Origin of the sequence: Massilia sp. Root133, assembly GCF_001426525.1 — a bacterium.
Lineage (GTDB): Bacteria > Pseudomonadota > Gammaproteobacteria > Burkholderiales > Burkholderiaceae_D > Telluria > Telluria orientalis.
In genome coordinates this window covers 326,478-347,750 of record NZ_LMEW01000031.1, presented here as the reverse complement: position 1 = coordinate 347,750, position 21,273 = coordinate 326,478, and the positions used below count along the sequence as shown (strand labels likewise).

Here is a 21,273-nt window from a genome sequence, read left to right as displayed (position 1 = left end):
AAGACGAACAAGAAGACGACATGAGCAACGGTTCCACCAGCGACACCCCATCCAACGACTCCACCTCGCGCAAGGGCGCCCTCGCCGCATTGAAAGGCCTGCTGCCCTTCCTGCGGCCGTACCGCCGCCAGTTCCTGTTCGCCGGCATCGCCCTGCTCGTCGCGGCCAGCGCCACGCTGGCAATCCCGGCCGCCTTCAAGCAGATGATCGACCACGGCTTCGGCGCGAAGGGCGGTGCGTCGAACGCCGCCAGCGTCAACGCCACGTTCCTCGCGCTGTTCGGCGTGGCCGCCGTGCTCGCGGTCGCGACGGCGGCGCGCTACTACACGGTGTCGTGGCTCGGCGAGCGCGTGACGGCGGACATCCGCAGCGCCGTCTACCGCCACGTCGTCGAACAGAGTCCCGAATTCTTCGAGACGACGCGCACGGGCGAGGTGCTGTCGCGCCTGACCACCGACACCACGCTGATCCAGGCCGTCGTCGGCACGAGCATCTCGCTCGCGCTGCGCAACACCCTGCTGTTCGTCGGCGGCCTCGCGATGCTGTTCGTGACGAGCGCGAAGCTCACGTCGATCATCCTCGGCCTGCTGGTGCTGGTCGTCGTGCCGATCGTGCTGTTCGGCCGGCGCGTGCGCAAGCTGTCGCGCGATTCGCAGGACCGCATCGCCGACGCGTCGGCCATCGCCGGCGAGATCCTCAACGCCATGCCCACCGTGCAGGCCTTCACCCACGAGAAGATCGAAGCCCGGCGCTTCGGGTCTTCCGTCGAAGGCGCGTTCGCGACGGCGATGCGGCGCATCCGCGCCCGCGCCGTCCTGACGATGCTCGCGATCGCGCTGGTCTTCGGCGCCATCGTGTTCGTGCTGTGGCTGGGCGCCCACGCCGTCCTGGAAGGCGCCATGACGGGCGGCGACCTGGGCCAGTTCATCCTGTACGCGTCGATCGTGTCCGGGGCCATCGGCGCGCTGTCCGAAGTGATGGGCGAGGCCCAGCGCGCGGCCGGCGCCACCGAGCGCCTGCTGGAACTGCTGGCCGTCCGCTCCGACATCCGCAACCCCGCGCACCCGACGCCGCTGCCGCACCGCACGGCCGGCGGTGCCGCCCTGAACCTCGCGAACGTGCAGTTCTCGTACCCGTCGCGGCCCGAGACCGCGGCGCTGGACCACGTGAGCCTGGACGTGAAACCCGGCGAGACGGTGGCCGTCGTCGGCCCGTCCGGCGCCGGCAAGACCACCTTGTTCCAGCTGCTGCTGCGCTTCTACGACCCGCAGGCAGGCAGCATCCGCCTCGACGGCGTGGACATCCGCGACCTCGACCTGCACGTGCTGCGCGGCGCCATCGGCATCGTCCCGCAGGACACCGTCATCTTCTCCGCGAACGCGCTGGAAAACATCCGCTACGGCCGCGCCGACGCGACGGACGAAGAAGTGATCGCCGCCGCGAAGCTGGCCGCGGCCCACGAATTCATCGAACGCCTGCCGCAGGGTTACCAGTCCTACCTGGGCGAGCGCGGCGTGCGCCTGTCGGGCGGCCAGCGCCAGCGCGTCGCCATCGCGCGCGCACTCCTCAAGAATCCCCCGCTGCTGCTGCTGGACGAAGCCACGAGCGCCCTCGACGCGGAGTCGGAACGCCTCGTGCAGCGCGCGCTGGAAGCGGCGATGGTGGGCCGCACGACGCTCATCATCGCGCACCGCCTGGCCACCGTGCAGCGGGCCGACCGCATCATCGTGATGGAGGACGGGCGCATCGTCGAGACGGGCACGCATGCGTCGCTGGTGGCGCTCGGCGGCATCTACGCGAACCTGGCGGCTTTACAGTTCCATAACGTCCAGGTCGAGCATTGAGTTAGCCGGACGATAACCCCACGCATGGTTACGCAACGATTCATGCCATCCCGGCAAGAATTTGTTGCATGAACACATCGAAAACGCGACACATTTTTGTTTCCTAGTGGATACCTGGCGTACCATAGCGCAACGCCAGCTTATCCCCTATTTTCATGAACAAGAAATCGTTCAGCGTCGCGAACCTGACGGTCGGCGCAAAGATCACGGCCTTCACGTTCGCGCTCGTCGCCGTCATCCTCGCCGGCCTCGTCTTCACCATCACCTGGACGACGTCGTCGATGCTGCATGCCCGCGCGATCGCCAACGTCAACTCGGAACTGCAGAGCGTCGTCAACGCCGTCGAGATGTTCGACAACGTGATGAAGAGCCAGGCCACGAGCTTCGGCCGCATCTTCGCCACGCATTTCGAAGGCGAGTTCACGCTGGACCCCGACGCGATGGTTGCCGTCGGCGACAAGCAGGTGCCCACCCTGAACTCGAACGGCAAGCCCCTGAACCTCGACTTCACGCTGCCCGACCGCTTCACCCACCAGACCGGCGGCAACGCGACGATCTTCGTGGCCAGCGGTGACGACTTCGTGCGCATCAGCACGTCGGTCAAGAAGGAAAACGGCGACCGCGCCGTCGGCACGGTGCTCGCCCACGAGAGCCCCGCGTATGCCGCGATCCGCGCGGGCAAACCCTACGTCGGCCTGGTGAGGCTGTTCGGCAAGCAGTTCATGACGGACTACGAACCGATCCGCGACGCGTCCGGCAAGGTGATCGGCATCCTGTACATCGGCCTCGACGTCGACGCCAACATCGCCGCGCTGCGCGACCGCATCAGGAAGATGAAGGTGGGCGACACGGGCTATTACTACGTGCTCGACGCAACGCCCGGCAAGACCTACGGCGACCTGATCGTCCACCCCGTCAAGGAAGGCAAGAACATCCTCGCCAGCAAGGATGCGAGCGGCCGCGAATTCATCAAGGAGATGCTGGCAACGAAGCACGGCCTGATCCAGTACCCGTGGCAGAACGCCGAGGCGGGCGAGACGAGCCCGCGCACGAAAGTCGCCGCCTACACGCTGTTCAAGGACTGGAACTGGATGATCGCCGGCGGCACGTACGAAGACGAGATCACCAAGGAAGCGGCGAGCCTGCGCAACCGCTACATCGCCATCGGCCTCGTGGCGCTGGCGATCTTCGCGGCGATCCTGCACACCGTGATGAAGCACACCGTCACCCGTCCGCTCGTACGGGCCCGCGACGCCGCCGTCCGCATCGCCGAGGGCGACCTCACCGTGCGCATCCCCGTCGACCGCAGCGACGAGATCGGCCTGCTGGCCGACGCCATGAACAACATCAGCGGCAGCCTGTCGACCGTCGTCGGCCAGGTGCGCAGCGGCGCCGAGCAGATCGCCAACGCGTCCGGCGAAATCTCGACCGGCAACCTGGACCTGTGCTCGCGCACCGAGCAGCAGGCCGCCAACCTGGCGTCCACCGTGAATTCGATGCAGGACCTGACGGAGACCGTGCGCCGCAATGCCGGCGACGCCCATGAAGCGAACCAGCTGGCCGTGAACACGTCGATGGTGGCGCAGGAAGGCGGGCGCATGGTGCGCGAAGTGATCGACACGATGGACACGATCAAGGCGTCGTCCGGCAAGATCGGCGACATCATCGGCGTCATCGACGGCATCGCGTTCCAGACCAACATCCTCGCCCTCAACGCGGCCGTGGAAGCCGCGCGCGCCGGCGAACAGGGCCGCGGCTTCGCCGTCGTGGCGACCGAGGTGCGCAACCTCGCCCAGCGCAGCGCCGCCGCGGCCAAGGAGATCAAGGGCCTGATCGTCGCGTCGACGGCGGAAGTGGATGCGGGCAGCCGCATCGTGCAGGAAGCGGGCGTCACGATGAACGAAGTGCTGGCCAGCGCCGAGAAGGTCACCGCCATCATGGCCCGCATCAGCACGGCCAATGCGGCGCAGAGCACCGGCATCGAGCACATCAACCGCTCGATCGGCGAGATGGACCAGGTCACCCAGCAGAACGCTGCCCTCGTCGAGGAGGCCAGCGCGGCCGCCCAGGCCATGCAGGAACAGGCGGACCAGCTGGCGCGCTCGGTGCGGTTGTTCAAGCTGGACCAACAGCAGGCCACGAAGCGCACTGCGCTCGCGCAGTACTGACTCGAACCGCCGTCGCTTTACAGCCCTTCCACCTGCGCGGCCTTCGGTGTAGAGTAACGCCACCTGCCTGGAGCGTCACCTTGACCGACACCGAACTGCTTGCCCGCTGCACCACCGTCCTCCCCGGCCACCGCGCCCGCACGCCGGCGGAGATGTTCGCCGCGATGGCCGCCTGGTGCGACGCCAACGGCATCGCCCACGACACTTACGGCGACGGCGCCCTGATCCAGCGCTTCGAGGCCCGCGTGGCCGAAGTCCTCGGCTTCGAGGCCGCCGTGTTCTGCATCAGCGGCACGCTCGCGCAGGTGACGACCTTGCGCCTCGCCGCCGACGCGCGCGGACGCGCACCGGTGGCGCTGCATCCGACCGCCCACATCTTCGTCCACGAACGTTCCAACTACCAGTTGCTGGGGCATTTCGACGCGCTGCGCACGGGCGACCCGTTTCGTCCGTGGACGGCCGCCGACATCACGGGCATCCCGGACCGCCTGTCCGCCGTCGCGCTCGAGATCCCGATGCGCGAGATCGGCGGCCAGTTGTCGGCGTGGGACGACCTGCAGGCCATCAAGGCGCACTGCCGCGCGCGCGGCATCCACCTGCACATGGACGGCGCGCGCCTGTGGGAGGCGGCGGCAGGATATGGCCGTCCGGTGGCCGAGATCGCGGCCGGCTTCGACACCGTCTACACGTCGCTGTACAAGGGCATCGGCGGTCTCGGTGGCGCCATGCTGGCCGGGAGCCGCGAATTCGTCGCGCAGGCCGCCGAATGGTTCAAGCGCCAGGGCGGCAACGTGATCCATCGCTCGCCGTACGTGGTCGCGGCGGCGATGCAGTTCGAGCAGAGACTGGCCGCGATGCCCGCGTACTTCGAGCGCACGCGCTTCCTGTTCGACGTGCTGCGCGACCACCCGGTGCTGCGCGTGAACCCTGCCCGGCCGCAAGCCAACATGCTGCACGTCCACCTGCCCGTGAGCCGTGAGCGCGCGCTGGAGATCCGCCGCGAGCTGGCGCGCGACCACGGCATCTGGCCATTCAATCGCGTCAACCACGGCGTGCTGCCGGATACCGCGTTCTTCGAGCTGTACGTGGGCGACAACCTGCTCGACACGCCCGACGGCCGCGTGCGCGAAGCCGTGGCGCTGCTGGCGGCCGCCGTGGAGCGCGGCTTGGGTTAAAATGCGCGGGTTTTCAACCTTTCAAATCGAGCCACACCGATGCGCCAATACCACGACCTGATGCGCCATGTGCTGGACCATGGCACGGTCAAGACCGACCGCACCGGCACCGGCACCCGTTCCGTGTTCGGCCACCAGATGCGCTTCAACCTGCAGGACGGGTTCCCGCTGGTGACCACGAAAAAGCTGCACCTGCGGTCGATCATCCATGAACTGATCTGGTTCCTCGCCGGCTCCACGAATATCGCGTACCTGAAGGAAAACGGCGTCTCGATCTGGGACGAGTGGGCGGACGCGAACGGCGACCTCGGCCCCATCTACGGCTACCAGTGGCGCAGCTGGCCGACGCCGTCCGGCGAGCACATCGACCAGATCACGCAGGTCATGGACCAGATCAGGAACAATCCGGACTCGCGCCGCATGATCGTGTCGGCCTGGAACGTGGCCGACGTGCCGAAGATGAAGCTGCCGCCATGTCACGCGCTGTTCCAGTTTTATGTTGCGGACGGCAAGCTGTCGTGCCAGCTGTACCAGCGCAGCGCCGACATCTTCCTCGGCGTCCCGTTCAACATCGCGTCGTACGCGCTGCTCACGCACATGATGGCGCAGCAGGCCGGCCTGGACGTCGGCGACTTCGTGTGGACGGGCGGCGACTGCCACCTGTACTCGAACCATATGGAGCAGGTCGAGCTGCAGCTGTCGCGCGAGGAGCGTCCGCTGCCCCGGCTGGTCATCCACCGCAAACCCGACTCGCTGTTCGATTATAAATTCGAGGATGTCGAGATCGTCGGCTACGATCCGCACCCGGCCATCAAGGCGCCGGTCGCCGTGTAAGCAAGGAGGTTCGCATGGCCAACCATTTATCCCTCGTCGTCGCGATGGATGCCAACCGCGGCATCGGCGTCGACAACCAGCTGCCCTGGCACCTGCCCGAGGACCTCGCGCACTTCAAGCGCGTGACCCTCGGCCACCCGATCATCATGGGCCGCAAGACGTTCGAATCGATCGGCCGTCCGCTGCCGGGCCGCCGCAACATCGTCGTCACGCGCAATACCGACTGGGGCCATGACGGCGTGGACGTCGTGCATTCGCTGGAAGATGCCGTCACCCTCGTCGGCGCCGACTCGGCCAGCATCATCGGCGGCGCGCAGATCTTCGCGGAGGCGATGCACGTTGCCGACCGCCTGATCGTCACGCACATCGACAAGGCCTACCGCTGCGACGCGTTCTTCCCGGAGATCGACAGCGCGCAGTGGGCCGCCGTCTCGAACGAAACCCTGCACTCGCCGACGGCCGGCGTCGACTACGCCATCGTCACCTACGACAGAGTCAGGTAGCTACGCGTGGATCCGCTGGGCGCCCTGTTCTCCTCTGGCCACCGAGCGGCGCTCGCGGTAGTGCTTCCTCAGCACCGCGTGGCGGTGGCGGAAGAAGCGCTCGATGATCCAGCCGACGACGGGGCCGGCGAAGCGCGGCGTGAATTCCAGGCGGTCGACGATTTTCGAACCGTCCCGGGACGGCGTGATGATCCGTTCGTGCCGCCAGCTCTTCATCGACAGCAGCGGCGACTGCTCGACGAAGCGGCGGCCCGGCTCCATCTCGGTAAAGGTCAGCCGCGACAGATCGACCGGCACGACGCCGAACAGCAGGAACCGGTAATCGCCCAGCGGCCGCCCAAGGTTGCTGCCGTCGCGCGGGATGTGCGTCATCCCCTCGGGGAAATCGAGCTTCAGGACCGGTCCCATCTCGGTCACGACGCCCTCGACCGACGTGCTCCAGTCCCACAGCTCGGCGGGCGAACGGGGGACGCTGCTTTCCAACTGGACGCGGACGGTGGACATGATGACCTCGGCTGCAAAAGAGTCCCCACTCTACGCCCGCCGCATACCCGCTTCCGTTAATCCCTTAACGTAGCGGCCGCTCCGTCATCTTGTTTACACAAGAGTGCGCCACAATCTGCCCCGTGTAGCTAACCTATTAAAAATTTTTGCACGGGACCCCGCGATTTCTGCGAAAATCCGCTTCTTCATTTTTCCGGTGCCGTGCCCGGCCGCCTTCCCTCCCGGATAGCGGCGCGCACGGCGCTTCGCTTTGGAGCTGTCCATGAAATTTCGTTTCCCAATCGTCATCATTGACGAGGATTTCCGTTCCGAGAACACGTCCGGTCTCGGCATTCGCGCGCTTGCGGCCGCGATGGAAAAAGAAGGCATGGAAGTGCTCGGCCTGACCAGCTATGGCGACCTGTCCCAGTTCGCCCAGCAGCAGTCGCGCGCTTCCGCCTTCGTGCTGTCGATCGACGACGAGGAATTCGGCGGCGGCACCATCGAGGAGACCAATTTCGCACTGAGCGGCCTGCGCGCGTTCGTGCAGGAGATCCGCCACAAGAACTCGGACATCCCGATCTACATCTACGGCGAGACCCGCACGAGCCGCCACATCCCGAACGACATCCTGAAGGAGCTGCACGGCTTCATCCACATGTTCGAGGACACGCCGGAATTCGTCGCGCGCCACATCATCCGCGAAGCGAAAGCCTACCTGGACAGCCTGGCGCCGCCGTTCTTCCGCGCGCTCGTCAACTACGCCAACGACGGGTCGTATTCCTGGCACTGCCCGGGCCACTCGGGCGGCGTCGCGTTCCTGAAGTCGCCGATCGGCCAGATGTTCCACCAGTTCTTCGGCGAGAACATGCTGCGCGCCGACGTCTGCAACGCCGTCGAGGAACTGGGCCAGCTGCTGGACCACACGGGCCCCGTCGCGAAGTCGGAGCGCAACGCCGCGCGCATCTACAACGCCGACCACTGCTACTTCGTCACGAACGGCACCTCGACGTCGAACAAGATGGTGTGGCATTCGACCGTGGCGCCGGGCGACATCGTCGTCGTCGACCGCAACTGCCATAAGTCGATCCTGCACTCGATCATCATGTGCGGCGCGATCCCCGTGTTCCTGATGCCGACCCGGAACAACCTCGGCATCATCGGCCCGATCCCGCTGGAAGAATTCTCGCCGGAGTCGATCCGCCGGAAGATCGAAGCGAACCCGTTCGCCCGCGAAGCGAAGAACAAGAAGCCGCGCATCCTGACGATCACGCAGTCGACCTACGACGGCGTCGTCTACAACGTCGAGACCTTGCGCGAACTGCTGGACGGCGAGATCGACACCTTGCACTTCGACGAAGCCTGGCTGCCGCACGCGACGTTCCACGACTTCTACCGCAACATGCACGCGATCGGCCGCGACCGCCCGCGCGCGAAGCAGTCGATGATCTTCTCGACGCAGTCCACGCACAAGCTGCTCGCGGGCCTGTCGCAGGCCTCGCAGGTGCTCGTGCGCGAATCGGAGACCGTGGCGCTGGACCAGGACGCATTCAACGAGGCGTACCTGATGCACACGTCGACGTCGCCGCAGTACTCGATCATCGCGTCGTGCGACGTCGCCGCCGCGATGATGGAAGCGCCGGGCGGCACGGCCCTCGTCGAGGAATCGATCTATGAAGCGCTGGACTTCCGCCGCGCGATGCAGAAGGTCGACGAGGACTACGGCGACGACTGGTGGTTCAAGGTGTGGGGCCCGCAGGTCACGAGCGAGGAAGGCATCGGCACGCAGGCCGACTGGATGATCCACGCGGACGACGACTGGCACGGCTTCGGCAGGCTGGCCGAAGGCTTCAACATGCTCGACCCGATCAAGGCGACGGTCGTCACCCCGGGCCTGTCGCTGGACGGCTCGTTCGGCACCTCCGGCATCCCGGCGTCGATCGTCACCAAGTACCTCGCCGAGCACGGCGTGATCATCGAGAAGTGCGGCCTGTACTCGTTCTTCATCATGTTCACGATCGGCATCACGAAAGGCCGCTGGAACACGCTCGTCACCGCGCTGCAGCAGTTCAAGGACGACTACGACCGCAACCAGCCGATGTGGCGCATCATGCCGGAGTTCACGGCCGCGAACCCGCGCTACGAATCGTGGGGCCTGCGCGACCTGTGCCAGCAGATCCACGACTTCTACAAATCGCGCGACGTCGCCCGCCTGACCACCGAGATGTATTTGTCGGACATGATCCCGGCGATGAAGCCGTCGGATGCGTTCGCGAAGATGGCGCACCGCGAGATCGAGCGCGTGGCGATCGAGGAACTGGAAGGCCGCATCACGGCGATCCTGCTGACGCCCTACCCGCCGGGCATCCCCCTGCTGATCCCGGGCGAGCGTTTCAACAAGACCATCGTCGACTACCTGCGCTTCGCACGCGACTTCAACGAGCGGTTCCCGGGCTTCGAGACGGACGTGCATGGTCTCGTGAAGCGCGAGATCGACGGGAAGCTGGGGTATTTCGTCGACTGCGTGAAGCAGGACTGACGACGTAAAAAAAGGAGGCCGCGGCCTCCTTTTTTACGTGTTCGGCGCGATCAGGCCTTCGGCAGCGTCACGCCATGCTGGCCCTGGTACTTGCCGCCGCGGTCCTTGTACGAGGTCTCGCAGACCTCGTCGCTCTCGAAGAACAGCACCTGTGCGCAGCCTTCGCCGGCGTAGATCTTGGCCGGCAGCGGCGTCGTGTTCGAAAACTCCAGGGTCACATAGCCTTCCCACTCCGGCTCGAACGGCGTCACGTTGACGATGATGCCGCAGCGCGCGTAGGTCGACTTGCCCAGGCAGACGGTCAGCACGTTGCGCGGGATCTTGAAGTACTCGATCGTGCGGGCCAGCGCGAAGGAGTTCGGCGGGATGATGCACACGTCGCTCTTCACGTCGACGAACGAGTTCGAATCGAAGTTCTTCGGATCGACGATGGTGCTGTTGATGTTCGTGAACACCTTGAATTCGTCGGCGCAGCGGATGTCGTAGCCGTACGAGGACGTGCCCCACGAAATGATCTTGCGGCCGTCCGTCTCGCGCACCTGTTTCGGCGAGAACGGTTCGATCATGCCGTGTTCTTCCGCCATCCGGCGGATCCATTTGTCGCTCTTGATACTCATCGCTGGGCTTCTTTTCCAAAAAAAATGGGGATATGAATCCCGCAATTTTACGCGAAAAGCGCCTTGGGACGACCGGCCTTTTTTTCCTCGGCCTGTGCGAGCAGCCGCGCGATCATCTCGCGTGTCAACGCGGCGGTCAGCGCCGGCTTCTCCATCGGGTACAGGTGCGTGCCTTCGATCGTGACGAGATTGCCGCCGACCAGCCGGCGCGTCCCGTCCAGGCCCGCCTGGCGCAGCTCCGTGGAATCGGTCCCCGCGATGAAGCCGACGGGCACGGGGAAAGGCGCACGCAGCACCCGGTCCATGTCGTGCGGCAGCGTGCTGTAGATCGCCGCTTCGACGTCGCGGTCGAAGCGGAGTTGCACGCCCTCGGCATGCGCTACCAGGCCGTGCTCCAGGTAATCGTCGAGGGCACCCGGCGCCCATGCCCGGAACACGGGTTTCGCCATGAAATGCTCGAAGGCGGCCGCACGCGACGGCCACACGTTGCGCCGCCGCCGGGCCACGTTCCCCGGCGACAGCCGCATGCGCAGTCCGAGCATCTTCGCGAACCGCCACACCCACGCCCGCCAGCCCGCAACGACGGGGGAATCCAGCATCACCACGCAGCGCACCAGGTCCGGCCGCCGGTGCGCCGCCAGCATGCTGACGGCGCCGCCCAGCGAATGGCCGACGAGGATCGCCGGCTGGCCGTACCCCTCCAGCTGCGCGATCAGCTCGTCGATCAGCGTGTGCCAGTTGTCGCGCACGGGAAAGCGCGGATCGTGGCCCAGCATGTCCGTCGTGCGCACGTCGAAATCACGGCGCAAGTCGTCCAGCAGGCGGCCGTACGAACCGGACGGGTAGCTGTTCCCGTGGGTGAAATGGAGTAAAGGCTTGGACATCGGGAATGGGATGACGCGGCAGCGCATAGTCAGGACGACACCCATTGTAATGTCATTATCTCCAAGTATTTAGAGGGAAACGCCTACGGCCGCTCGCCCCCATCGTGTCCGCGCATGCGGTGCTGGCGCAGTTGCTCGCGCTGCTCCGGCGTCAGCACGGCCTGGATCTGCGCGTCGGTGCGTGCCTGCAGCAGCGCCTGGGCGGCCACCGCCTGGCCGAGGTCGCGCGACAGCGCGCCGGCCCTGGCCTCGTCGAACCCGTCGGCGCGGCCCAGTTCGCGCAAACCTTCGTGCGCCTTGCGGATCGCCTTGTCGTACTCGCGGCGCTGCGGTTCCTGGGCGTGCACGATGGCGAACACCTTGTCCTGCTGGGCTTCCGTCAGCTTCAGGCGGTGCAGCGGCACGTGGCCGAAGGGCATGCCCGGGCCCCGCTCGTGGTCACCGTCGGGACCGTGCCGGCCGGCGGCCGGCGGCGCATCCGGTTCGCCGGTCGCGAAGGCCGGGGCGGCGGCAAGGCAGGCGGCGAGCAGCGCGGCTGCCGCGGAAAGGCTTGTGAATTTCATGTGTGTCATCCTTTTTTGTTCGGAGACGCCATTCTCGATTGTCTCGATGTTAAGGCGTGTTGTCGGCGTGTAAAAGCGCGTAAAGAGCCGGCGGCGGTCGTGGCCGGCACAGCCGCGCTGCGCTAAGATGCGAACATGAACCAAGTCCTGCTTATCGACGACGACACCGAACTGGTCGGCATGTTTTCCGAATACCTGGAACAGGAAGGCTTTCGCGTCGCCTGCGCCCACGACGGCGAGACGGGCGCGCGCGAAGCGCTGACCGGCCAGTACGCGATCGCCATCCTCGACGTGATGATGCCCCGCATGAACGGCATCGAGACGCTGCGCCGCATCCGCGCCGCCAGCCGCATGCCGATCCTGATGCTGACGGGGCGCGGCGACGACGCCGACCGCATCCTCGGCCTCGAACTGGGCGCCGACGACTACGTCACGAAGCCCTGCACGCCGCGCGAACTCACGGCGCGCGTGCGCGCCATCCTGCGCCGCACGCAAAGCTCGCCTAACGACGGTCCCGGCATCACGCTCACCGTCGGCAAGCTGACGATGCTGCCGGAGCAGCGCCGCGCCATGTGGGACAGCCAGCCGCTGGACCTGACCAGCACCGAATTCAACCTGCTCGAAGTCCTGGCGCGCAATGCGGGCCGTCCGGTCAGCAAGAACGACCTCTCCGAGCAGGGACTGGGCCGCCCGCTGGCCCGCTTCGACCGCAACATCGACGTCCACCTGTCGAGCCTGCGCCATAAACTGGGCACGCTGTCCGACGGGCGTTCCTGCCTGCAGACCGTCTACCGTCTCGGCTACCAGCTGATCCGCGAGTAGCGATGGGCCGGCTGTTCTGGAAGTTTTTCCTGTCCATCCTGCTGGCCCAGGTGGCGGCCACGATCGGCGTCGGCGGCACCTTGTGGCTGCGCGACCAGGCGCGCCAGCGCGGCGGCGAACCCACGCTCGACAAGAGTCCCCCCGCGACGATCATGCTGGACGCAGCCGCCGCGACGCTGAAGCACGGTGGCATCGACGCGTTGCGCGACCTCGCCGCCGGGAGCCGCCGCATGCATTTGTACGTTCTCGACGAGCAGGGCCACGAACTGCTCGACCGGCCCGTGCCCGCCAGGCTGCGCGAGGAAGTCGAGCGCAACCTGAACGGCGACGGCCACACCCATGCCGTCGCCCACCTGACGGGCGCCGACGGCCGCCGCTACACGGCCTTCGCCTCGCGCGCATGGCATGTGCCGGGCATGGACGGTCCGGGTCCGCGCGGCTTCGGCACCGGACCGGGCGCCGGGCCGCCGCCGGCCGGCCCAGGCGACGGCGACCCGGGCGCGCGCATGGACGGCGGACCCGGCGGCCCGGGCGGCCCGGGTGGCGGCTGGTTCGGCCTGCCGCCGGAATTCAGCCGGCACGTGGGCCCCTGGCTGCCCATCGTCGCCGCCACGCTGGCCAGCCTCCTGTTCGCCGCCCTCCTCGCCTGGTATTTCTCGCGCCCGATCCGCGCCCTGCAGCGCGCCTTCGACGCCGCCTCGGCGGGCGACCTCGCGCCGAAATTCGCCCACGCGGCGCCGCGCCTCATCGGCGACGAGTTGGCGGAACTGGGCCAGGATTTCGACCGCATGAGCGCCCAGCTGCGCGCCCTGATGGATGGCCAGCGCCGCCTGCTGCACGACGTCTCGCACGAACTGCGTTCGCCGCTCGCGCGCCTGCAGGCCGCCATCGGCCTCGCGCACCAGCGGCCGGACCGCCTGCAGGCGTCGCTCGAACGCATCGAGCGCGAAAGCGTACGCATGGACCGCCTCGTCGGCGAGCTGCTGACATTGTCGCGCCTGGAAGCGGCGACGACGCTGCCCGCCACCGAGCCCGTCGACCTCGTCGAGATGGTCGACCAGATCGCCGACGATGCCCGCTTCGAAGCCGGCGCGGTGGTGGAGGTCGACGCGCCGGAACCGGTCACGGTGCGCGGCGCCCCGGACCTGCTGTGGAGCGCCGTCGAGAACATCGTGCGCAACGCCGTCAAGCACGGCGCGGGCGGCCCCGTGAACGTCTGCCTGCATCCGGACGGCGACCTCGTTCACATCGAAGTCCTCGACAAGGGCCAGGGCATCGCGCCCGAACACCTGGGCGACGTGTTCGAACCGTTCTTCCGCTCCAACCCCACGCTCAACAACGTCGACGGCCATGGGCTCGGACTCGCGATCGCCAAGCGGGTCGTGGAGACGCATGGCGGACGGATCTCGGCCGCCAACCGGCCCGAAGGCGGCTTGCGCGTCACGATCACGCTGCCGCGCGTGGCGTAATCAGCGCCCGTACCAGTAGCGCGCGTGCTCGTTCCTGTAGCCGCGCCAGGCCACGTCGGCGCCGAAGTCCAGCGTCAGCGCGCCCGCGTCGTCGGTCCGCAGGCGCAGGGCGCCGAGCGTGCCGTAGCGGTCGTAGACTTCGGGCTTCGGATGGTGATAGCGGTTGCGGTATCCGACCTGGAAGAGCGCGATGTCCGGACGTACCGTCTGCAGGAAGGCCGGCGTGGACGACGTGCCGCTGCCATGGTGCGGCGCCAGCAGGACGTCCGCGTGCAGGCGATCCGCTGCACGATCGACCAGCGCCGCTTCCTGCGCCGCCTCGATGTCGCCGGCCAGCAGCACCGTGCGCCGGCCATTGCTGATGCGCAGCGTGCAGCTGCGCGCATTCGTCTTCAGGTGCGCGTCATCGTAGCTGGCCGGCGTCGGATGCAGCATGTCGAACGCGATGCCGTCCCATTCCCAATGCTGGCCGGCGCTGCAGCGCACGTGGCGGCGCACGGCGCGGACGATCGCGTGATCGGCGGGCAGCGACGAGGCGAGCCAGCCCGCGTCGACGCCTTCCAGCACCGCCAGCGCCCCGCCCGTGTGGTCCTTGTCGCCATGGCTGACGACGATCCCGTCGAGCGTGGCGATGCCGCGCATCCGCAGGTACGGCAGGATCACGCGGCTGCCGCCGTCCGCGCCCGGGGCGTACGCGGGACCGGTGTCGTACAGCAGGCGGTGCCGCTCCGTTTCGACGAGCAGCGCCATGCCCTGGCCGACATCGAACGCGGTCACGCGAAAGGTGTTGTCGCGTGGATGGTCCGGGCGCTGCAACAGCATCGGCAGCAGCGCGACGGCCCCGGCCCAGCGGTGCGGCCAGCCGCGCGGCATCAGCATCCACAGGATGCCGCCGAGTCCCAGCGCGAACACCCACGCCTGCGGCGCCGGCGCGCGCCACACGGCACCGGGCCAGCCGGCCATCAGCCGCAGCAGCCAGGCGAGCATCTCCACCGTCCAGTGCGCGAGCAGGAGCAGCCAGTCGCCCGGCGGCCCGGGAACCAGGCTGCCGGCCAGCGCGAGCGGCGTCACGACGAAGCTGACGAGCGGGATCGCCACCGCATTCGCGACCGGGCTCACGATCGACACCTGGCCGAACAACAGCAACGTCAACGGCACCAGTCCCGCCGTGACGGCCCATTGCGTCCGTCCGGCCAGCAGCAGCGCGCCGCGCGGGCCCGTGGGCGGCGGCCCGATGCGGCCATGCCCCGCGAACAGGATGACGGCCACGGCCCCGAACGACAGCCAGAACCCCGGCCACAGCACGGCCCACGGATCGAGCAGCACGACCACCGCGAGCGCCGTGCACAACACGTGCGACACGGCCGCGAGACGCCCCATCCACAACGCGAGCGCGACGACGGACAGCATGTACAGCGTGCGTTGTGCCGGCACGCCGAAGCCGGCCAGCAGCACGTACAGCAAGGCGACGACGTTGCCGGCCAGCGCGGCGGCCTTCTGTGCCGGCAGGCGCAGCGGCAGGCGCGCATCGGTGAAGAACGAGCGGCGCCACAACGCCGAGACGGCCCACGCGGCGAGTCCCGCGATCATCGTGATGTGCAGGCCCGAGATCGAAATGAGGTGACCGATGCCGGTGCGGTTGAACACCTGCCAGTCGGCCTGCTCGATGCCGCGCTGGTCGCCGATCACCAGTGCCACGACCACGCCCGCGTACGTGCGTCCCGCGAGTGCGGCCTGGATGCGCGCGCGCAGCGCCGCGCGGACGCGCTCGACGACCGCGCCGGGAGCGGCCACGAACGCGTCCAGCAGCCGGTTGCCGTCGTCGGCGCGCACATAGCCGGTGGCGCGCACGCCCTGTTCCAGCAGCCACGCTTCGTAATCGAATCCGCCCGGGTTTGCGTTGCCGTGCGGGCGCTGCAGGCGCACCGTCAATTGCCAGCGCTGGCCCGGCTGGACGTCGCCGACCGTGGCAACCGTGTTGCGCGAGCCCGAATACCAGGAGAGCGCTACGCGCCGTGGCACCTTCAGCGCGCCACCGACGACGTGCTCGACCGCGAAATTGAAGCGCACACCACCATCGAAGCGATAGGGCAGATTATCGATGGTGCCCACCAGGGTGACGTCGCGCCCCTCGTCCACCGCCGCCAGTTGGTCCGCGAGCGCGCCGCCCGCGAGGAACGCCGCCCAGCCGAAACCCAACAGTGCGCCGCCGGTAATCAACAGGGGGATCCGCCGCCGCGGTCGCCGAACCATGAGGCAGGCCAGCAGCAAGACCGCCCCGAATGCCAGCGCGCTCCATGTGGGAAGCGCAGCCCGGCACTGCAGCCACGCGACGCCGGCGACAAAGCTGCATATCGCGATCCGCATGGCGCCTGCCTTTCGTCTGGCACTGTCCAGCGCATATCTTACGCAGCGCGGACGGCCGAAGCGGCGCTACCACACCCTCTGTTGAGCTGCCACAGCTGAAGAGCGCTGCGGCGGCGCCACTCGACTCAGAACGTGAATCGCACGCCGGCGCGATACATGCGACCGAACAGGTCGTACAGAGACGGGTTGATGCCATTGCCCGAGGTCGGCGCGTTGCGGTTGGCCAGGTTGTCGATCTTGGCATAGGCCATGACGTTCTCCGACACCTTGTAGGTTGCGCCCAGGTCGACATACAACACGCCTTTCATGTGGTTGTTGTCGATGGTCTGGTGGATAGGCGTGGAGACCGGACAGTTGGTCTGGCACTCGATGTACTCATTGCTGTAGACACCGTTGCTGATCCAGCGCTCGCTCAGCGTCAGGCTGCCGCTGTCCGACGACCAGCCCTGAGAGGCCAGCAGCTTCCAGCGCGGCGTGGTGCCCATGTTGACGCCCGCCCCCTGCGTCGGAATGGTGCCGGGTACGCCCGAGTCCGTGATGTTGTCGATCGTATGCGTGGCCAGCGCGCGCAGCGTGAACATGCCGGGCAGGCCCAGGCCGGCCATGCTGCCGCGGTACGAGGTCTCGATGTCATAGCCCTTGAGCTTGAGCGACGCCAGGTTGAATTGCTGCAGGCGCACGTAGTTATTCGTCGGCACGGCGCTGTCGAGCACCATGGCCGCGCACAGGTCCTGGTGCCCGGCGTCGCACAGGTCGACCTCCTGCTGCAGGCCCAGCGTCGAAATGACGCCGTTCACCTTGATCGTGTAATAGTCGAACGAGGCACTGAAACCCGGCGCCCAGCGCGGTTGCGCGAGGACGATGCCCAGCTCGGTGCTGCGCGCGACCTCCGGCTTGAGCGCCGGGTTCCCGGTGACCTGCTGCTGCACCGTCAAGGTCGTGCCTTTGTGGTTCACGACGTTGTTGGTGATCACGACCGGCGCGAACAGTTCGCTCAGATTGGGCGCACGCACGTCGCGCGAGGTGACGGCCCGCAGGCGCACCCCGTCGATGCTCGTTTTCCAGGTTCCGCCTATCTTCCAGGTCTTGGCGTTGCCGGCGGTGCTGTAACTGGTGCCGCGTCCCGCCACGTTCAGGTTGGCTTCGCCGAGCCCAGCCGACTTGAACAGCGGCAGATTGACTTCCAGGTACGCTTCGCGCACGGAATAGGCGCCCGAGCCGTTGTGGTAATTGCCCGCAAACCAGTTCGCGCCGGACGACGTGTTCAGCAGCGGATCGGCCGGGTAGGCGGGCGAATTCGGGCTGTCCGCCGTGACGCCGTTGCCGTACGGGTCGGCGCGCACGGTATAGGCCTCCCTGCGGTACTCGAGACCGGTGGCGACGGCCAGCGGACCGGCCCACAGCGCGAGCGGCTCGCCGCTGACGTTGAAGCTGGCCACATCCTGGGTCTGGCGGGCGTGCTGCTGCGGGCCGTTCGGCGGCATCACATAGGCCAGCGCACCGGTGCTCTGCGGGACGTTGCCGATGATGTTGAGGGGCTGGCACCCCGAATTGCGCGCGACGACGTTGCGGCAGACGATGCTGCCGTCGGGCAGACGGATGGCGTCGATCGCGGCGTTATAGCGCGGCGTCAGCGTGATGTTGTTGACGTACAGGTCGGTGCGGTTGATGCCGCGCTGGTAGTAGCCGTTGTACGACCAGGTCGTACCGCCGGCATCGAAGCGGCCGTCGGCGCCGATCACGTAGCGCGCCATGCGACGGGTCGGCACGACGCTGATGTATTTCGGAAGATTCGCGTTGGCGGTGCCGTACTGGAAGCTGGTGATGTTGTTGGCCGCGCAGGCTGCCGCGATCGAGGCGGGCAGGAACGGATTGTCGCACTGGATGGTGAGGTTGGCGTTTTTCGGCGCCCCGCCATTGGGCTGGTTCTGCGAATTGACCTCGGCCGCGTTGATCGTCATGTAGATCTCGTGGTCGTCATTGATCGCATAGCCGATGCGGGTGTAGGCGTTCTCGCGCTTGAGCTCCGAGGCCAGCGTCGTGGTATTGGCCGACACGCCAGACAGGTCGCCGCCCACGCAGAACGGGCTGATACAGCCGCTCACGCCGCCCTTACCGTCGGGCACGCCGTTGGAACCGTAGTTGAACTTGTACGGCACGCCGCCATCGCCGAAGGCCGTGCCTTGCAGCGGGCCGGAGGTGATCAGGCCATAGAGGTTGTATTGGTAATTCTGGGCGTTACGGATGTCGTAGATTTGCGGCTTGCCGTCGGTGGTCTGGGCAAACGGACGCGTTTGAAAGGCCGGCGCCTTGAACGCGGTGCGGCCGTTCGGGCCCGGGCCGGCGCCGAAGCCGTTGGGCGGTATGCCATCCTCCTTGCTGCGCTCCACGCTGACCACGACATGCAGCTTGTCGTCCAGGAAGCCGCGGCCCCATGCCGCCTGCAGCGTGACGTTCTTGTCATCGTGGTAGGTGGTCTCGCCACCCTCGATGTTGGCCTTGAAGCCCTTGAATTTCTTGTCCGTGATGAAGTTGACGACGCCGCCGACCGCGTCCGAGCCATACGAGGCCGACGCGCCGCCGGTGACCACGTCGACGCGCTTGACCAGCAATTGTGGAAACTGGCTGATGTCGGTGACGCCGGTGACATTGGCCGGCACCACGCGCTGGCCGTCGAGCAGCGTCAGCGTGCGGAACGCGCCCAGGCCGCGCAGGCTGAACGCACTCAGTCCCTGTTGGCCGCTCGACGTGCTGTACGTCAGCACCTGGCTGCCCGTGCTGCCCTGCAGCGCCGGCAGCTGGGCGATGGTGTTGAAGATGTTCGGCTCGGCCGATTTTTCGATATCGTCGGCGGTCAACGTCGTGGTCGGGGTGGGCTGGTTGAAGCCGCGCGCCGCGATGCGCGAACCGGTCACCGTCACCACATTGTCGACGGCCTTGGGAGCGGGCGCTGCTTCCTGCGCGCAGACGGTTGCGGCGCTGATCAGGCCTGCTCCGAGCAATGCTGCGGTGGACAGTTTCAAGGGATAGGGTTGTGGAGGCTGGGCCTCGCTGCGCCTGGCGGGTCGAATGGTCATGAGATCTCCGTTATGATTTTTATCACACCTTGAATAGTGTGAAAAATCATCCTAGGGATGTTACACGCTACCATCCAATTCCTTTTTTTCGTCCTCCGATACAAAAATGGATATCATTTATAAAAAACCGACGCGGCCAGCACTGGCGATCAAGCCAAAGCGCGATATCCGTCGATACGAAAACGGACGCGGCCAGCATGAAATGGATTTCATTTATAAAATACCGAACAGCACTGCCAATGACAAAGGCTCAGGCGAGCGTCGATGGTCCCATTGGCGGCGGCCCGGGCACGGGTTGTCCGTCCTGTACGGACCCGGCGAAAAGTGCGACGCGTTCGGCTTCGGCGATGCGCATCAGTTGCCACGTACTGCGTCGCTGGATCACTTCCGGACCGGCCGAACGCCCGAACATGCCCACGGCTACCTGGAAGGTCGCAGCCGGAAGCGTGCTTCCGCGCGGGAACCAGCGCGTGCCGTCGAGCGCATGCGCCTCCCCGCAACGCCACCAGCCGCTCGCCGGACAGATTTCACCGGTCCTGACGTTCGTGCCGAGAGCGGCTTCCTGGACGGGGTCGGCTTCGCCTTCCAGGGCGAGACTGCCCGGTCCCGGCGGGGCAAGGGTGACCAGCATTGGCGTACGGGGACGTAGCCGTTGATCGACCAGCCTCCACGTCGTCGGCTGCGACGGTTCGATGCTCGGCTGGAGACCGCGCAGCTTTTGCCACAGCGTCTGGCGCGGTAGCAGCAGCGCCTGTGGCATGCGGTCGCCTTTGCGTATCCATTGGACCGATCCGCCGTGTACGTCCACGCCGGGGCCGCCTTCGCGGCATTTCCACCAGCCGGATTGCGGACAGATTTCTCCGGCAGTCGCCAACGCACCCAGTTTCGGTCCGGGCGGTTCCGGCGGCGGATCCGTTGGCGGCGGCGAATCGGACTTGCGCAGGCGGATGCTGGACGAAATGCTGTCCCAAAGCTCGAGCACGGCGTCTTCATGAAGACTGGAATCGACAGGTTTTCCCCCGGGGCTCGGGTTTGTGCCGGTTTCCATGTTAAGCAGCAAGTACGGCTGCAAGTGATCATTGCCGACCCCATGCGCCTCCCACATGAAGCTATAGCCCGTCGTGAAATTCAGTTCGCGGACGCGCTCCAGGACCTCTTCCCCGTCAATGCCATTGATGCTCCGCTTGCCCGAGCGCAGCTTTGTCACGCGCAGCATTTCATCGGCGCTGGCGTCTGCGTCGATATCGGCGACACGGACAAGCAAGCTGCGGTCAGTGCGACCAGCAGGCATGACGTCGAATGCCAATCCCATGTCCGGATGGCCAGGCAGGCCGAGATGCAGGGTGACATGTTCGTTCTCATGTTCCGGCAAAGGTTCCGCGAAGACCCCTCGCCAGATGCAGAACCCGGGACCACGCGGAATCTCGTCCGTGCCGCGCACTTGCAATCGTGCCAGCAGCGTTTCTGCGTCCTTGACACCTTGCGCCTGCTTCGACGACGCAGACATCGTGAAACTCAAACCGTTCATGTGCGCATGGACTTCGATCGACACCGATTCCATATCGATCCGGCGATCCCCGTTCATCATATGCCCGCGGCTGCGGCCGTAAACGAAGCTTCGCCCGGTGACCCCGGGAATACGGAGGTCATGGGCGTCGAGCATCCCGCCTTCGCCGCTGTCGTCGTGATCGCGGCCGCGTGCCGCGATCTCTGCCTCGCGTGCCGCCACCCGCCCACGGAATGTGGCCTCGTCTTCCTCGACGGAGTCGATCGCGAACCCGGATATCCTTTCGCCCGACAAGCTGACATCGGCCTCGCCAGGAACGTCGACCAGGTACCGTCCGACGCATACCGTTTTCATCTTTCCCGTCATTTTTGCCACCTCGGATCTGTCCCGTATGCTGCGGACCTGGCCAGCGGCCCAGGTA

General features: G+C 66.6%; 15 protein-coding genes. 8 read left to right on the top strand and 7 right to left on the bottom strand.

Translation table 11 applies throughout. The annotated features are described in order from the left end of the window. Positions 1-20: 20 nt before the first annotated feature. The 5 genes from ASD28_RS19595 to ASD28_RS19575 all read left to right on the top strand — a co-directional run bounded on the left by ASD28_RS19595 (position 21) and on the right by ASD28_RS19575 (position 6,524). Positions 21-1,844, top strand: coding sequence for an ABC transporter transmembrane domain-containing protein (locus ASD28_RS19595; protein WP_056131873.1), 1,824 nt, complete (start codon positions 21-23; stop codon positions 1,842-1,844). Positions 1,845-1,999: 155 nt separating this feature from the next. After that, the gene (locus ASD28_RS19590; RefSeq protein WP_056131871.1) at positions 2,000-4,012 is read left to right on the top strand and encodes a Cache 3/Cache 2 fusion domain-containing protein; all 2,013 of its coding nucleotides are present in this window, start codon (positions 2,000-2,002) and stop codon (positions 4,010-4,012) included. An 80-nt stretch (positions 4,013-4,092) separates the two neighbouring features. Next, complete coding sequence (locus tag ASD28_RS19585; protein ID WP_056131869.1) at positions 4,093-5,187, top strand: low specificity L-threonine aldolase; 1,095 nt, start codon at positions 4,093-4,095, stop codon at positions 5,185-5,187. 39 nt (positions 5,188-5,226) lie between these two features. Next, on the top strand, positions 5,227-6,021 hold the full coding sequence (thyA, locus tag ASD28_RS19580) for a thymidylate synthase (RefSeq protein ID WP_056131867.1): 795 nt from the start codon (positions 5,227-5,229) through the stop codon (positions 6,019-6,021). A gap of 14 nt (positions 6,022-6,035) precedes the next feature. Further along, positions 6,036-6,524: a dihydrofolate reductase gene (locus ASD28_RS19575; RefSeq protein ID WP_056131866.1), complete on the top strand. Its 489-nt coding sequence runs from the start codon at positions 6,036-6,038 to the stop codon at positions 6,522-6,524. On the opposite strand, the gene ASD28_RS19570 is transcribed toward ASD28_RS19575, so the two are convergent. Next, positions 6,525-7,028 carry a hypothetical protein gene (locus ASD28_RS19570; protein WP_056131863.1) on the bottom strand — a complete coding sequence of 168 codons (504 nt, stop codon included), beginning with the start codon at positions 7,026-7,028 and terminating at the stop codon, positions 6,525-6,527. Between the two features lie 262 nt (positions 7,029-7,290). Here ASD28_RS19570 and ASD28_RS19565 point away from each other — a divergent pair, with 262 nt between their 5' ends. After that, complete coding sequence (locus tag ASD28_RS19565; protein ID WP_056131860.1) at positions 7,291-9,546, top strand: arginine/lysine/ornithine decarboxylase; 2,256 nt, start codon at positions 7,291-7,293, stop codon at positions 9,544-9,546. Between the two features lie 50 nt (positions 9,547-9,596). On the opposite strand, the gene dcd is transcribed toward ASD28_RS19565, so the two are convergent. The 3 genes from dcd to ASD28_RS19550 form a co-directional block, all read right to left on the bottom strand. Beyond that, positions 9,597-10,163: a dCTP deaminase gene (gene dcd, locus ASD28_RS19560; RefSeq protein ID WP_056131857.1), complete on the bottom strand. Its 567-nt coding sequence runs from the start codon at positions 10,161-10,163 to the stop codon at positions 9,597-9,599. Between the two features lie 47 nt (positions 10,164-10,210). Then, positions 10,211-11,047, bottom strand: coding sequence for an alpha/beta fold hydrolase (locus ASD28_RS19555; RefSeq protein ID WP_056132522.1), 837 nt, complete (start codon positions 11,045-11,047; stop codon positions 10,211-10,213). An 83-nt stretch (positions 11,048-11,130) separates the two neighbouring features. Continuing rightward, positions 11,131-11,610 (bottom strand): Spy/CpxP family protein refolding chaperone, encoded by a 480-nt coding sequence (locus ASD28_RS19550; RefSeq protein WP_056131854.1) that lies wholly within the window; start codon positions 11,608-11,610, stop codon positions 11,131-11,133. Positions 11,611-11,745: 135 nt separating this feature from the next. Between ASD28_RS19550 and ASD28_RS19545 the strand changes: the two genes are divergently transcribed. Next, complete coding sequence (locus ASD28_RS19545; RefSeq protein WP_056131851.1) at positions 11,746-12,432, top strand: response regulator transcription factor; 687 nt, start codon at positions 11,746-11,748, stop codon at positions 12,430-12,432. Positions 12,433-12,434: 2 nt separating this feature from the next. Further along, positions 12,435-13,901, top strand: a complete 1,467-nt coding sequence (locus ASD28_RS19540; protein ID WP_056131846.1) for a HAMP domain-containing sensor histidine kinase — start codon at positions 12,435-12,437, stop codon at positions 13,899-13,901. On the opposite strand, the gene ASD28_RS19535 is transcribed toward ASD28_RS19540, so the two are convergent. The 3 genes from ASD28_RS19535 to ASD28_RS19525 all read right to left on the bottom strand — a co-directional run bounded on the left by ASD28_RS19535 (position 13,902) and on the right by ASD28_RS19525 (position 21,218). Beyond that, complete coding sequence (locus ASD28_RS19535) at positions 13,902-16,268, bottom strand: DNA internalization-related competence protein ComEC/Rec2 (protein ID WP_056131843.1); 2,367 nt, start codon at positions 16,266-16,268, stop codon at positions 13,902-13,904. Positions 16,269-16,393: 125 nt separating this feature from the next. Next, positions 16,394-19,345, bottom strand: a complete 2,952-nt coding sequence (locus ASD28_RS19530; protein WP_056131839.1) for a TonB-dependent siderophore receptor — start codon at positions 19,343-19,345, stop codon at positions 16,394-16,396. A 250-nt stretch (positions 19,346-19,595) separates the two neighbouring features. After that, positions 19,596-21,218, bottom strand: a complete 1,623-nt coding sequence (locus ASD28_RS19525) for a T6SS immunity protein Tli4 family protein (RefSeq protein ID WP_156403783.1) — start codon at positions 21,216-21,218, stop codon at positions 19,596-19,598. Between the last annotated feature and the right edge of the window lie 55 nt (positions 21,219-21,273).

Bases quoted from the DNA above. Each gene is read 5' to 3' on its own strand.
- ASD28_RS19595 (WP_056131873.1), top strand. From the start codon at position 21: ATGAGCAACGGTTCCACCAGCGACACCCCATCCAACGACTCCACCTCG.
- ASD28_RS19590 (WP_056131871.1), top strand. From the start codon at position 2,000: ATGAACAAGAAATCGTTCAGCGTCGCGAACCTGACGGTCGGCGCAAAG.
- thyA (WP_056131867.1), top strand. From the start codon at position 5,227: ATGCGCCAATACCACGACCTGATGCGCCATGTGCTGGACCATGGCACG.
- ASD28_RS19575 (WP_056131866.1), top strand. From the start codon at position 6,036: ATGGCCAACCATTTATCCCTCGTCGTCGCGATGGATGCCAACCGCGGC.
- ASD28_RS19570 (WP_056131863.1), bottom strand. From the start codon at position 7,028: ATGTCCACCGTCCGCGTCCAGTTGGAAAGCAGCGTCCCCCGTTCGCCC.
- ASD28_RS19565 (WP_056131860.1), top strand. From the start codon at position 7,291: ATGAAATTTCGTTTCCCAATCGTCATCATTGACGAGGATTTCCGTTCC.
- dcd (WP_056131857.1), bottom strand. From the start codon at position 10,163: ATGAGTATCAAGAGCGACAAATGGATCCGCCGGATGGCGGAAGAACAC.
- ASD28_RS19555 (WP_056132522.1), bottom strand. From the start codon at position 11,047: ATGTCCAAGCCTTTACTCCATTTCACCCACGGGAACAGCTACCCGTCC.
- ASD28_RS19550 (WP_056131854.1), bottom strand. From the start codon at position 11,610: ATGAAATTCACAAGCCTTTCCGCGGCAGCCGCGCTGCTCGCCGCCTGC.
- ASD28_RS19545 (WP_056131851.1), top strand. From the start codon at position 11,746: ATGAACCAAGTCCTGCTTATCGACGACGACACCGAACTGGTCGGCATG.
- ASD28_RS19540 (WP_056131846.1), top strand. From the start codon at position 12,435: ATGGGCCGGCTGTTCTGGAAGTTTTTCCTGTCCATCCTGCTGGCCCAG.
- ASD28_RS19535 (WP_056131843.1), bottom strand. From the start codon at position 16,268: ATGCGGATCGCGATATGCAGCTTTGTCGCCGGCGTCGCGTGGCTGCAG.
- ASD28_RS19530 (WP_056131839.1), bottom strand. From the start codon at position 19,345: ATGACCATTCGACCCGCCAGGCGCAGCGAGGCCCAGCCTCCACAACCC.
- ASD28_RS19525 (WP_156403783.1), bottom strand. From the start codon at position 21,218: ATGACGGGAAAGATGAAAACGGTATGCGTCGGACGGTACCTGGTCGAC.